At 34.5% G+C, this 12,765-nt stretch carries 15 protein-coding genes and 1 pseudogene; 11 read left to right on the top strand and 5 right to left on the bottom strand.

What is annotated here, in order from left to right:
* Positions 1–69: 69 nt before the first annotated feature.
* Positions 70–573 carry a DinB family protein gene (locus ACFX4W_RS20825; RefSeq protein WP_043980722.1) on the top strand — a complete coding sequence of 168 codons (504 nt, stop codon included), beginning with the start codon at positions 70–72 and terminating at the stop codon, positions 571–573.
* A 199-nt stretch (positions 574–772) separates the two neighbouring features.
* Here ACFX4W_RS20825 and ACFX4W_RS20820 read toward each other — a convergent pair.
* Positions 773–877: pseudogene (locus tag ACFX4W_RS20820) on the bottom strand (GNAT family acetyltransferase); the annotation flags it as partial.
* Positions 878–1,007: 130 nt separating this feature from the next.
* Here ACFX4W_RS20820 and ACFX4W_RS20815 point away from each other — a divergent pair.
* From ACFX4W_RS20815 to ACFX4W_RS20785, 7 genes are all read left to right on the top strand, one after another.
* On the top strand, positions 1,008–1,313 hold the full coding sequence (locus ACFX4W_RS20815) for a hypothetical protein (RefSeq protein WP_043980725.1): 306 nt from the start codon (positions 1,008–1,010) through the stop codon (positions 1,311–1,313).
* An 11-nt stretch (positions 1,314–1,324) separates the two neighbouring features.
* Complete coding sequence (locus ACFX4W_RS20810; protein ID WP_043980727.1) at positions 1,325–1,900, top strand: hypothetical protein; 576 nt, start codon at positions 1,325–1,327, stop codon at positions 1,898–1,900.
* Positions 1,901–2,294: 394 nt separating this feature from the next.
* Positions 2,295–3,218, top strand: coding sequence for a LysR family transcriptional regulator (locus ACFX4W_RS20805; RefSeq protein WP_377560551.1), 924 nt, complete (start codon positions 2,295–2,297; stop codon positions 3,216–3,218).
* Between the two features lie 165 nt (positions 3,219–3,383).
* Positions 3,384–4,073, top strand: a complete 690-nt coding sequence (locus tag ACFX4W_RS20800) for an alpha/beta fold hydrolase (RefSeq protein WP_080781646.1) — start codon at positions 3,384–3,386, stop codon at positions 4,071–4,073.
* 249 nt (positions 4,074–4,322) lie between these two features.
* Positions 4,323–4,553 (top strand): hypothetical protein, encoded by a 231-nt coding sequence (locus ACFX4W_RS20795; RefSeq protein ID WP_043980729.1) that lies wholly within the window; start codon positions 4,323–4,325, stop codon positions 4,551–4,553.
* 98 nt (positions 4,554–4,651) lie between these two features.
* Positions 4,652–4,921, top strand: a complete 270-nt coding sequence (locus ACFX4W_RS20790; RefSeq protein WP_043980731.1) for a hypothetical protein — start codon at positions 4,652–4,654, stop codon at positions 4,919–4,921.
* A 164-nt stretch (positions 4,922–5,085) separates the two neighbouring features.
* Entirely contained in the window at positions 5,086–5,499 is a 414-nt protein-coding gene (locus tag ACFX4W_RS20785) for a YjdF family protein (protein WP_043980733.1), read from the top strand.
* Positions 5,500–5,540: 41 nt separating this feature from the next.
* Here the strand turns inward: ACFX4W_RS20785 and ACFX4W_RS20780 are convergent, their stop codons facing one another.
* Together ACFX4W_RS20780 and mle are read right to left on the bottom strand one after the other, a co-directional pair.
* Complete coding sequence (locus ACFX4W_RS20780) at positions 5,541–6,128, bottom strand: DUF4825 domain-containing protein (protein WP_043980734.1); 588 nt, start codon at positions 6,126–6,128, stop codon at positions 5,541–5,543.
* Between the two features lie 230 nt (positions 6,129–6,358).
* Positions 6,359–7,198 (bottom strand): alpha/beta fold macrolide esterase, encoded by an 840-nt coding sequence (mle, locus tag ACFX4W_RS20775; protein WP_377560017.1) that lies wholly within the window; start codon positions 7,196–7,198, stop codon positions 6,359–6,361.
* 441 nt (positions 7,199–7,639) lie between these two features.
* Between mle and ACFX4W_RS20770 the strand changes: the two genes are divergently transcribed.
* The 3 genes from ACFX4W_RS20770 (at position 7,640) to ACFX4W_RS20760 (ending at position 10,434) form a co-directional block, all read left to right on the top strand.
* Positions 7,640–8,416: an SDR family oxidoreductase gene (locus ACFX4W_RS20770; RefSeq protein ID WP_377560014.1), complete on the top strand. Its 777-nt coding sequence runs from the start codon at positions 7,640–7,642 to the stop codon at positions 8,414–8,416.
* 283 nt (positions 8,417–8,699) lie between these two features.
* A complete protein-coding gene (locus ACFX4W_RS20765; RefSeq protein WP_043980740.1) occupies positions 8,700–9,491 on the top strand; it encodes an aminoglycoside phosphotransferase family protein in 792 nt (263 codons plus the stop codon).
* A gap of 703 nt (positions 9,492–10,194) precedes the next feature.
* Positions 10,195–10,434 (top strand): hypothetical protein, encoded by a 240-nt coding sequence (locus ACFX4W_RS20760; RefSeq protein ID WP_043980742.1) that lies wholly within the window; start codon positions 10,195–10,197, stop codon positions 10,432–10,434.
* Between the two features lie 218 nt (positions 10,435–10,652).
* Here ACFX4W_RS20760 and ACFX4W_RS20755 read toward each other — a convergent pair whose 3' ends face one another.
* Both ACFX4W_RS20755 and ACFX4W_RS20750 read right to left on the bottom strand, forming a co-directional pair.
* Positions 10,653–12,005 (bottom strand): sensor histidine kinase, encoded by a 1,353-nt coding sequence (locus tag ACFX4W_RS20755; RefSeq protein WP_377560012.1) that lies wholly within the window; start codon positions 12,003–12,005, stop codon positions 10,653–10,655.
* Complete coding sequence (locus tag ACFX4W_RS20750; RefSeq protein ID WP_377560010.1) at positions 11,983–12,702, bottom strand: response regulator transcription factor; 720 nt, start codon at positions 12,700–12,702, stop codon at positions 11,983–11,985. Before ACFX4W_RS20750 ends, ACFX4W_RS20755 begins: the two co-directional genes overlap by 23 nt.
* Between the last annotated feature and the right edge of the window lie 63 nt (positions 12,703–12,765).

Genomic DNA, 12,765 nt, shown 5'->3' with positions numbered 1-12,765 from the left:
CAACTGGTTTTTTCTATGATATTATTTAAGTGTTAATTTAGATTAGATTTATATTGGGAGGTCTTTTACATGTATAATACCATTTCAGATTTTATCAAAGAATGGAACAACGAAGCTATGCTAACTCAAAAAGTTTTGGATAGCTTAACAGATGATTCATTGAAACAACAAGTTTACCCTGAAGGACGTACGTTAGGAAGAATTGCTTGGCATTTTACAACCAATATTCCAGATTATCTAACTGAATTTGGACTGAGCATAGACAGAATAGAAAGTACAGCAAGCGTTCCATCTTCTGCCCAGGAAATCGCTATAACCTTTAAAAATGTAAGTTCTCACGCTGCTAAAATCATTGAACAGCAATGGACAGATGAATCCCTAGAACACACTCAAGAAGCGTTTGGGAGAAAGCAATCAAATGCAGCAATCTTAATGGGACTAATCAAGCATATTGTTCATCACCGGGGGCAAATCACAGTTCTTATGCGTCAAGCAGGACTAAAACCGCCTGGAGTTTATGGGCCTCCAAAAGAAGATTGGGTTCATTTAGGTGTGGAAAACCCACCGCTTTAATAATATCAGGTAAATAAAAAAGAGGCTGCCCATAGAAAATACTATAAAATTTTTTTCTAGGCAGCCTTTAGGTAAAACCTAAATAATCAGTTAGTACTTACTCTGAAAAAGCTTTTGAGTAACGCACAACACCTTGCATATTTTTTAATAATCCCTCTGTTAACTCTAAGGTCATAAAGAATTCTTCAGGAAAGTCAAAATGTTCTTTCTTATCGCTGTATTCTTCATTTAAAAAAGCGCTTTTCACAACTTCTTCAGTTTTATTATATTCTTCAGTGAGTTCTTGTTTAATTAAGATATCCATAATTAGTATGTATATATTTTATAGTGTTATATTTTATGAGTCCACCTTTAATACATAATATTTGTAAATTTTTATGGTGAAATATACTATATATGTTAAATTAGAGTGTGTGAAGAAGGGATAATATCTGATGTTGAACGTATTATTTATATGTTTAGTAAGCTGCTTCATTATTTATATTGGGAAACGTGTATGGAAAAAAGGTAATACTAATTTCATTGCTGGGTATGGAAAGATATTTACACCTAAGAATAAAAAGCAGCTCGCTAAAGGAATTGGCCTTATTATTATGTTATTTGGCTTTGGATCTATAATATTCCCCATTCTCTCTTTGTTTTTTGAAGGGATTGGCTTTTATTATGGATTGCTGGTTGTATTAAACTTCTTCGCTATATTTGGACTTATGATAAAGGATCAGGTGCAGGGAAAAGTCTAAGGAGGAGAAATATGAAAAAGTTCTATCTTGGTTTGTTTATTATGTGTTTGATGTTTATCATTTCCGCTTGTTCAAAAACCGAATATGTAAACAATGTTGAGTACTTAAAATTACAAAAAGCAGAGGTACTATTAACAAATGATAAAAAAATCGTTGGGGAAATGATAGTTCCTGATAAAAAGAATAAAAGTAAACATATCGTTCCAACGGAGTTACGCTATACATTTACGATGGAAAATACGTCTAACAATATTATGGCTCTCTCTGATTTTGCTAAAACAAACATTCGCATAGAACCAGATAAGGAGTTAGTATCAGCTGTAAAAGAAGCAATTGGTTCAAATATTTATAATATGGATAACAACAAGTTAGGTATTGGTATGAGTATAGGAGAAATTCCATCTAAAGGAACAAGTAAATTTACTCTTAGTTATACCTTAGGAGCAAAGGAAAAAAATAATGAATTACCTCTTTTGCCAACTGAAGAAAAACTAAAAAAGCTACAAGCTAATGCGTTAAAGGGTACACTCATTATCTCCCAAGATGACAAGGATATTGCAAAGTTTAGGTTAGATTCAAGCCAATAAACATGATTACAAGTTTAAATAATAGATTAATAGCTCGCTAATTCTGTATATCGTCAGCGTTAGCGAGCTATTGTTTTTATATTTATACGCTTGTATGTGGATTTACTTTTTCAAAAAATAAAATTGATTAGCCTTACTTATTTGGTTACGATAAGCGCTCGAATAATTTCATTCCAATAGTATTTAAAGTTTTTGTCACTTGTATTTTTTTGCATTAGAACGGTTTGTTCCTTTGTATTCTCTTTTTTTATAGACATTATGATTTCCCCTTATCTCTTTATATTTAGTATGTTGTGGTTTGATTTACCATATTTTATAATGAAATTAGCAATCGTTACAGATGAACATTACGATTGAATCAATCGAAATATCCGATTATAAAGAGGTGAGGAAAATCGAAATAAAACAACTGATTACGTTTAAAACAGCTGCAGAAAATTTAAATTTTACATATACAGCTAAAATTTTGAACTTTGCTCAATCAAGCGTTACCGCTCAAATAAAAGCTCTTGAAAATGAACTTGAAACTCCTTTATTTGAACGTCTCGGAAAGCGCTTGGTTTTAACAGAGGCAGGTCGAGAATTTAAAAGGTACGCCGATAAAATGATTCAATTGACTAAGGAAGCAAAAAACGCTGTAAGTGGAGTGGAAGAGCCTGCGGGTACACTTATTATTGGATCTTCTGAAAGCCAGTGCACGTATAGATTGCCTCCAATATTAAAAGAGTTCAAAGATCAATTTCCAAAGGTTAAAATGATCTTTAAGCCCACTTACTCTCAAGCACAAACAAGAGCGCAGCTACTAGACGGCACTCTTGATATCGCCTTTACGATGGAGCCTATCCAGCATCATGATGCAAATCTACATACACAATGTCTTGTTGCAGAAGACTTGAAAATTATTGCTGCTCCTCAGCATCCTTTAGCTGATAAAACGGATATCTACTTAGAAGAGCTTGAAAATGAGACTCTTTTGTATACTGAGTCGGGGTGTTCATACCGGGTAGTATCGGAAAATTTGTTTCGCGAGGCGGGTATTTGTACATCAACTAAATTTGAATTTGCAAGCGTGGAAGCTATTAAGCAATGCGTCATGCTAGATTTAGGTATTGCGATATTGCCCGAAGTAGTAGTAAAAGGAGAGCTTGAGAAAGGCGTGTTAAAAGAATTGGCTTGTACTAAAATTGATACGCCTCTTTATACACAAATGTTTTGGCATAAAGATAAATTTATGTCTCTTCCTTTACAATCTTTTATTCAATTGGCTTACAGTACTTTTGGTTTAAATTATATAGGTATCGAAAGTAAAAAACTCTAGGTGTAATATGCTGACTAAAGAATTACACTGGATACATAAAATAATCTAATATCTTTCCTAATAAGATAAGAGGTGAAGGAAATCTTCATTCCTTCGCTAATATATAGATGAACCTTAATAAACTAGATTTTAATTGGTGAAATCTGAGTTAGGAGTTGATCTAATTTGAAAATGCGAGTAAATCAAATTGAACTAAATGGTTTAACATTTCAATATCGAGAGGCAGGCGAAGCTTCGGCACCCGCTATTATTGCACTTCACGCTTTGGGAATGAGTGCAGAGTCTTGGGATGAAGTAGCAGCTGTATTAGGAGAGGAATATCGATTTTTAGCTTTAGATCAGCGAGGACACGGTGGAAGTGAAAGAACCGGTACCTATACGTTTGAACTTATGTGTGATGACTTACTTCAGTTCGTAAATGTGATGAATTTGGAGCGCTTTACGTTGATTGGGCATTCTATGGGGGGGACGGTGTCCTATCTTTTTTCTGAAACATTTCCAGAAAGGGTAGATCAATTGATTGTTGAAGACACTCCTCCACCTTTTACAGGAGAAAAGTTCGAAATCCCTGCCAAACCGCCTGGTCCTTTACCGTTTGACTGGGAGGTTGTACCTTCAATTCTTCAACAGTTAAACAACCCCAATCCTAAATGGTGGAAAAGTCTTACAGAGATAATTGCACCTACTCTCATCATAGGAGGAGGGTCCAGCCATATTCCTCAAGATAAACTGCAAGAAGTTTCTAAGCGCATTCCAAATTGTAAATTAGTAACGATAGAAGGGACTGGACATGAGGTGCATGCAGGAAACTTATCCGCTTTTTTAACTGCTGTGAAAAGCTTCCTTGATTCGTGACTTTCTGGAGCTTTTATTTAATTCTAAAGTTTGGTTAAGTAAATAATATGGTAAAAGTTATTAAATTTTTATAGAAAGGGAGACTATACGTTAGTCTCCCTTTTAACCTGCAGATATGTTAATATATAGATTATATGTAATAAAATTCATATTAAAATAATTTTTATGGAAGATAAATAAACGCCTTTTAATAGTAATAGGGAATGCTATAGCTCATTAAATGAGTATGTTTGAAAGGGGGAGAGTTTCTTGTTGAAATTTATAGAAAAGGGTTTTTTCTATGGCCTTATTTTAGGAGGATCATTAGGTTTCTTTGTGATTCCATATAAAGAAGTTGAATCAGTCGGTGATGGTGTAACAGAAACAACCTATTTAAACCTTATTGATTTAATTATTCATCTAATTCGTTTTAGTGTAGTTATAGCTGTACTGGGAGCAGGAATTGGATTCTTTCTTTATAGAAAAAAGAGTTTGGAGTGATTCACCCAAGCTTTTTTCTACTGGTGATTAAGTACTTTATGGTAGCTGCTAGTTAAATGGTTCCATATAAGCATATATCTAGTTTGCGGAGGACCAAATTGAAAAAACGTTTTAGTCAATATTCACTGTGGTTATCGTTGCTTGGGATGGTTGTTGGCGTTGGGCAATATTTTACACCCATACATAGCCCTAACATTTTGTATGTATGTGTCACTGTTTACTTGATAGGATTCTCATGTGGAATAAAAGCTTTTGGAAAACAAGAAAAAGGGCTGATGAAATATTTTAGTTTAATCTCTTTTGCAGTAATCCCAATATTTATTATGGCGAGCTTTTTATTTTTTGCAATGAATTTTGGTGAAAAATAAAAGAAGGTAGTTATCATAAATATTTTTATGTTAAAATTTGTATGTGAGATGTAAAAACACAATTCGGTTGGTAGTCCGGATGCATTGATATGTATTAATGTCAGTAACCTTCCCCTCCTCGGGATGTCCATCATTTCATAGTATGTTTAGAGGAGGGAATCGTTATGTCACTAACGATTTACCATGATGGTCAGTTTTGGGTAGGAATTATTGAAGTTGTAGAAGGCGGTAAGTTAAAAGCATTTCGTTATGTATTTGGAACAGAACCAAAAGATACAGAAATATTAGACTTTATTTATGACAGATTGCTAGAGATGATTAATCAATCAGCTCATGCAGGTATTGATGTAAAAATAAAATCTAATAAAAAGGTAAATCCAAAACGTTTACAACGCCAAGTAGCAAAAGAAAGAAATAAAGTTGGTATTTCGACTAAAGCTCAAGAAGCCATGAAGCAAGCTTACGAAGAAAAGAAAAAAAGTAGAAAAAAGAAAGCTAAACGATATCGTGAAGAGCTAAAGGAACAAAAGTATTCCATAAAGAAACAAAAGGCAAAAGCCAAGCACAAAGGCAAATAGAAAACAAATAAAGAGCCTTATTTAAGGCTCTTTATTTGTTCTTATTCTTCTACGATAGGAACATTCTTAAAAAATTGTTCTCGAATAGTTGCCGATTTAACTGCTTTATTAATCTTCTCTTTATTATTATCTATAAATTGCTGTGCGTTTTCTTTATCAAATAACTCATTGCTACTTGGTAAAGTTTGAATGTTTTTGGAAATGAATTGTTTCATTTCTTGTCTAGATACTGAGAATTTCTGATCATCTATTTTAAAACTGTACCCTTCAGCATTAGGTATTAGTATCGCTAAATAAATAGCATTGTAAAGAAAATTTTTCTCTAATGTATTCTTACCGTCAAACCAATATTTTAACATTTCATCTTTTGATAAAGAGCCCTCTTTAGTACCATACATTATTTTTGGTGTTTTATTATGTAAATCAATTTCTTTAAATGTTTCCCCTCCAGGCAATGCTCTTACGATAGCTACTACGTTAGAATTATCTCCAACATAAGTTCCACTGTGGTCTTTAAGATCTTTTACATCAACAGTGTTAATGCTTGTGACTTCTTCTTTTGAAGAACAGCCGGTTATACCTACAAGGATTAATAAGATTAAACCAAAAAGTACCTTAAAATATTTCATAATAACCTCCATTTTCTTACTTTAATACCCTTATGTGGATATTTCACGAATTATCAGTGTATCGTAAATGTGATGTTTTGAAAAGTTGTAGGTACTTTTGTACAAAACACCCTTTGCTATAGGAAACGTTTTGTCTACTGTAAGTAGAAGGAAGGAACTTTGAAACATGAAAAGACCCCAAAGCTTTCTTAAAAAAACGCTTTGAAGTCTTCATATCTCATGTTTTGATTTTAGGAGCTAATCCTTACAATTGATTTGATGATTTGTTCCCAGTCTTCACTATGGACTTCATGTCCCGTACGATCAAGAGCTATTAAATTAGCATGAGCAATAGCTTTTGCAAGAGCAAGTCCATGTTCGTATGGGAGTGCCGGATCTTCTGTTCCATGAATAATCAGTGTAGGTATAGTAATTTCACTCAATCTATCATAATATTGGCCTCCTCCTTGAAGCAAAGCATGGTTAAATCTACTCGGCAGCTGTTTGGCGCGGGCAGCTTCTCTTTCTGCTAGCTTATACATTCTTTTCTCTTCATAAGGTTTTGTTCCACTTAAAATTTTCCATCCACCTGCAAGGTAGGGAACAGTCTCCTTTTGATTTGACCAGTCTATGGAAGCGCTCTTCGTGTGGTAATCAAGTATCCGCTGATCCATTGGGGGCAATTTTTCCGCCTCCGTTCCAAATACGCTTGATGCAATTAAAGTAAGGGAGTCTATGCGATCCGGATATCTAAGAGCAAGGATTTGTCCTATCATCCCGCCCAAAGACATTCCCACAATATGAGCTTTGTCTATAGAGTAAGCATCTAAAACACCAATTGCATCGTCAGCCATATCCGTTATTGTATAGTTAAACGTACCGGGTGGATAAGTGGTAGATCGCCCTAAATCACGATGGTCGTAACGAATAACAAATCTCTCATGTTCAGCGAGGCGAAGACAGAAGTCTTCATCCCACCAATCTAATGAAGACATTGCTCCCATTATTAAAAGTACAGCAGGATTCTTGGGGTTTCCAAAACTTTCTGTACAAATCTCAACGTTATCAATTTTTATTATCTCTTCATTCATTCGTGTACCTCCTTTTAAGTGTTAGAGAAATGAAAAGCAGTCCTTTATTCAGTTCTCTAACATAGGGATATTTCCTTTTAGAATTTTATTTAGGAAATCCATTATTCTACCTATCTCTTTACCTTTTTACTAAAAAGTAAAATATAACGTTCTTGAAAATGTAACTAAGGAAAGAGCCTAAACTTGTTGGAGACTAGGGGGATTCAGCTTTTGCTGTTTGAAACATGTTGATAAGGCAGGAAAGTTGAATGCATATATGGAAAAATACTTATGTGAGGTGAAATAAAAATGAATGATTACTATGGAGAAAATACCTTTTAAACTTTAATTACATTTTTTCATTTATTACAACTTGATAGATTAATATACATATACAGGATTGCTGAGTTCGTGTGCTATTGGTGAGCATATGAATTCAACGTTCTGATGAGGAGATGCTTTATGAAGCGGTTAATAAATAAAATTGCGATTGTTACTGGTGCTAGTCGGGCAAAAGGTATTGGTACTGAAATATGCAGGGAATTAGCTAGAGAAGGCGCAGATATTTTTTTCACTCATTGGTCAAAGTATGATCGTTTAATGGATTATTGCAATGAGGATGATTTTAAATGGTCGAAACATCTTATGGAAGAGATTCGCAGTCTGGGAGTACGATGTGAATCAATGGAATTGGATTTATCGCAACCTGATGCACCAAGAAAGCTGCTTGGTGAAGTTCAAAACAAACTAGGTTCTCCATCAATCCTTGTAAATAATGCAACACATTCCGTGGACGTAGATTTTCGTTCTATAGATGCTGATATGCTTGATGCTCATTATAACGTGAATGTTAGAGGAACGTGTCTTTTGAGTGTTGAGTTTGCACGTCTAATCGAAGGTAAGCATGGCGGTCGAATTATTAATATGGTTTCAGGTCAAGATAAGTCACCTGAGCCTGGGAATTTGGCTTATGTTGCAACAAAAGGGGCTGTTTCTACGTTTACTAAATCAGTTGCCATTGAATTAGCACCTCTTAAAATTACTGTTAATGCTGTAGATCCTGGACCAACTAACACTGGCTGGATGAGCAGTGAGTTAAAGGAAGAGCTACTGCCAAAGTTCCCAATGGGTCGACTTGGTGAGCCCCGCGATGCCGCAAAATTAGTTATCTTTTTAGCAAGTGAAGAATCAGAATGGATTACTGGACAAATTATTCACTCAGATGGAGGCTTTTGGTGATTTAACATAGTAGCGGTCTTCCACTTTTTAGCGGATTTTTGTATGAAACAAGCAGTTAAAAGGATCTTCGAATGAAGATTCTTTTTTATAATGTAACGTAATATGACGATAACCGATTTTCTCCACTTTATTAGTCAGTCCCAAAGGATTGTTGATGGGCTACAAAAGAAAAAGTACGGGCTTTTCTAAATCAGTAGTAAAATGAGATATTTCATTTATGACGAATGCTTTATCATTTTCACTTATTGACGACAAATAGGATATATTTAGGGGGAATGTTTATATGTCAAGCTTTGAGGACGAAGAAGTGCTAACAGGAGGGAATGTCTCTAACGTTTATCGCTTGGGAGATACTGTACGACGAGAATTAAAATCAGATAGTCATAAATTTCATAAACTATTAAAGCATTTAGAGAACAAAGGTTTTAGTTATGCACCAAAATTTTTAGGCATTGATGAAAAAGGGAGAGAGGTCTTGTCATTTATTGAAGGTGAAGCTGGGAATTATCCCTTGAAGAAATATATGTGGTCTGACGATGTTTTAATAGAAATAGGGAAAATGCTCCGTCTTTATCATGATTCAGTGAGTGATTTTTCATTTGATGACAGCTGGAAATCAATAGATAACACTCCTAAACCATTTGAGGTACTATGTCATAATGATTTTGCCATATACAACATCATTTTCAAGCACAAAAGACCAGTAGGCGTCATTGATTTTGATGTTGCTGGGCCTGGTCCAAGAATTTGGGACATTGCTTATACTCTTTATACGTGCGTCCCCTTAAGTAGATTTTATCTTTCTGACACAGGTGAGAGGATTTATTATAATTCATTGCAGCACGCTCAACATATAAACCAAAGAGTGAATTTATTTTTTGAATCTTACGGCGAAGAAGTACAAGAAGGTTATTTGGAATTGGTATTGCTGAGATTAGAGGGGTTATGTAAAACAATTACAAGAAAAGCCAGCGAAGGCGACAGTGCGTTTCAGAAAATGATACACCAAGGGCATCTTGAACATTATCAAAATGATATTAAATTTATTCGTGAACATAGGAAAGAATGGGTTTAAGGATAAGTTTTGATTGAAGAAGCAACACACTTTTATTAAAAAGCATGTCTATAACATCCTTTATGTAAATGATGGCTGTTATTACTGGTAGAGGAGCACTTGTTATGCGAATTATTAATATTAGAGAACAGGTATAGTACAAAGATAAAGCTATTGAATATATTCAGAGATTGTATTTAATAGATTAACTATTAATTTTTATTTAAAATGTTTTTTACTGTTTCAATCAGTGAATAGCGGGTATAAATTGATTATACAAGCGTAGTGCCCCCCAGGAACATGCATGTATATTTCTTTTTCTTACTTACCCTGTTTGAATCCTCTTTTTATGGAGGGTTCTTTTTTTTGCGTCTAAGAGGTATAACTTTTTTAATTATATATATCAAACTCTTTAACATATATGTATTTTATACTCAATAAATCAATGCAACAACAGCAATATAAGATGAAAGAGATTCAGTGTGTTTGTAAGTTGCAGCAACAAAAACAATCGTTATGCACTAAGAGCTAGCTTTTTATATGTGCCCTCGAAAGAGCATCATGTTGACTAGGGGGTAATGTAAGAAGTATTGCAGAAATACTATGGACAGGGATGGCCAAATCTTCAATTTGTAAAATATTTTTTTTGCTTTTACGCGTTTTGCTTATGCCAATTTTTGTTTTTTTTATAGTATGTACTATAAATGTATAGGGAGGTGAAGTTATGCCAGGACGTCGTAGTGGAGGTCGCCGTACATCTCAATCTCAATCTCGTTCTATAGTAGATAATTTTCGAAGAGGAGATAAAATTCAAGTTTTTTCTGCAGGAAGACAGCTTGATGGAAATGGTACGTTTATTCGAGCAGAAGGCGGATTTTTAGTATGGGAAGATAATTCAGGTAATAGAAATACGACTAGTTTAGAAAGTATCAGCGTTCGCAGATTAAGAAAACGTAGTTGCTAATAATTTGGACAGGCTCTGATTTTATATAAATAAAAAACACCTTCAAGCTGATAACCGGGTATGGAGTACCGAGCAATCACTTGGAGGTGTTTTTTCTGATGAAAAAACTGGTGATTCTGTTTTGAATGTATCCATTAGGTAGCATTTTTAGAAATTAAATATTGATAGTTGCTTCCTCACTAGTGGTACATGAGCTAATTTATATAAAAGCGACTTACTCAGTTTGTAAGGGGAAAAGTAACTTTAATCTCTGTTCCAGCATGTTCTTTGCTTTGTATATCAATTTCTCCTTTATGGAGGTTTACAATATTTTTAGCAATAGCTAATCCGAGTCCACTTCCTCCTGAATCCCGTTTGCGGGCTTTGTCTACTCGATAAAACCTTTCAAAAACATGAGATTGTTCGTCTTCTGGTATGCCAATGCCATAATCTTTTATTCGGAGAATCGCTTTATGCTGATCACTTTCCAAAAAGACCTCAATTACATCGGTACTATACTTTATAGCATTATCTAAAAAGATAATGATCACTTGTTTCAGCTTCAATTCATCTCCCTTGATGGAAATGGAGTGGGAATTTTTATGCAGAATAATAGGTCGGTCATAAACTTGCATGAACTGAGTTACAAGGGCTGTGCTGAGAGAGACAAGGTCAACTGATTTTATATCAACAGGTTCGGAGTCCTCTAATTCAGCTAAACTTAATAGTGTTTTAGTCAAATTTTTCATTCTATTTGTTTCTGAATAAATAGCCTCAATTGCTTCTTTTGCTATTGTTTCGTCTTGTGTTCCATGCCTTCTAAGAATCGTAATAAAACTGCTAATAACAGTCACAGGTGTTTTTAACTCATGAGAGGCATCGGAAATAAATTGCCTTTGTTTATCTGAGTTTTCCTTCAGTTTACTAATCATACGGTTAAATGTAGCTGCCATTTTGTACACTTCATCTTTTGTTTCAGTTTGTATACCAATCTTTTTCAGCGTTCCACTTTGTTCAATATCTTCCATTGTAGAGATCATTGATACAATAGGCTTCATAATGATAGCTGATAGCCATCTGCCAGCTAGAAAAGAGAGAAGAACAGAAACCAGGGTAACAGTCCCCATTATGGATAAAATAATATCTTTGCGGCTTTCTAGTCCTGATAACCGCTCACTTATTTCTAACGTGCCGATTACTTTGTGATTCTGATGAATCGGTACGTGAACTACTAAATTTTGATGTTCTTGAAAAGGTCTAAGTTCAAAGTTCTTTTCTGTTGAAAAAGTAGGGGGGATTTTTTGAACAAGGACTTTGTCGTTAGTAACTTGATTAATAGTTGTAGAGTTCGGCCCAACGATTCGAATAAAAGAGTGACTAGCCATGTAAGAGTTTAAAAGGTTTTTGTCTAGTGTTAAGGATTTGGAAATGTGGTATTTTTTCAACATTTCACTCGCATTTTTAAAGACTAAGTGTGCTTCCATATTAACGGTCGTTTTCATAAATAAGAAAAATACAATCGTATTTACAATGAGCAAGCTGACTAACAGAGAAACTGTAATAAACAAGTTAACCTTGGTAGTAATTTTCATATGGTTCCTTTCTTATCACATATCCTACTCCTCTGACGGTGCGAATCAAGGGAGAGTTAATCTCTTCTTCTATTTTCTTTCTCAAATGTCCAATATACACATCTACTACGTTTGTTTCTCCTTCATAATCGTAGCCCCAAACGGTCAAGAGGATATTTTCTCTGCTCAGTACGATATTTTGATTTTTTAGTAAATAAACAAGCAAATCATATTCTTTCGGGGTTAGTATAATCGTTTTGTTTTTTCTTATCACTTCTCTGGTCTCTAAATTCACAGATAAATCTTCTATTGATAAATGAACATCTTTTTTTTCAGTAACTTCTTGAATGATAGCTCCATGGCGAAGACTATTGCGCACTCTAGCTAATACTTCTTCTATTTCGAAGGGCTTGGTGATGTAATCATTTGCTCCATGATCTAGTCCCATCACTTTATCTAGCGTAGTGTCACGGGCTGTCAAAAGAATAACAGGGAGGCAGGCGTTCTTTTTTCTAATTCTTCGAAGGACTTCGATACCGCTAAGTTCTGGAAGCATAACGTCTAATAAAACTAGATCAATGCTATTATGTAAAGCAGCTTCAAGGCTGCTTTTTCCTTCATGCTCTACGAATACTTTGTATCCTTCATGTTCAAGCTCAATTTGAAGAGCTCGTGCAATCATTTCTTCATCTTCAACGATTAAAATACGGTTTTGCATGCAGCTTCTCCTTTCCCGTCGTTCAAAATATAATAAATGCCATTTGGACAAGATAAGTTCCTG

Source organism: Priestia sp. YIM B13489 (genome assembly GCF_042787645.1).
Classification (GTDB): Bacteria; Bacillota; Bacilli; order Bacillales; family Bacillaceae_H; genus Priestia; species Priestia megaterium.
Note: the sequence above shows the minus strand (reverse complement) of the source record. Positions and strands in the feature narration are given on the sequence as shown.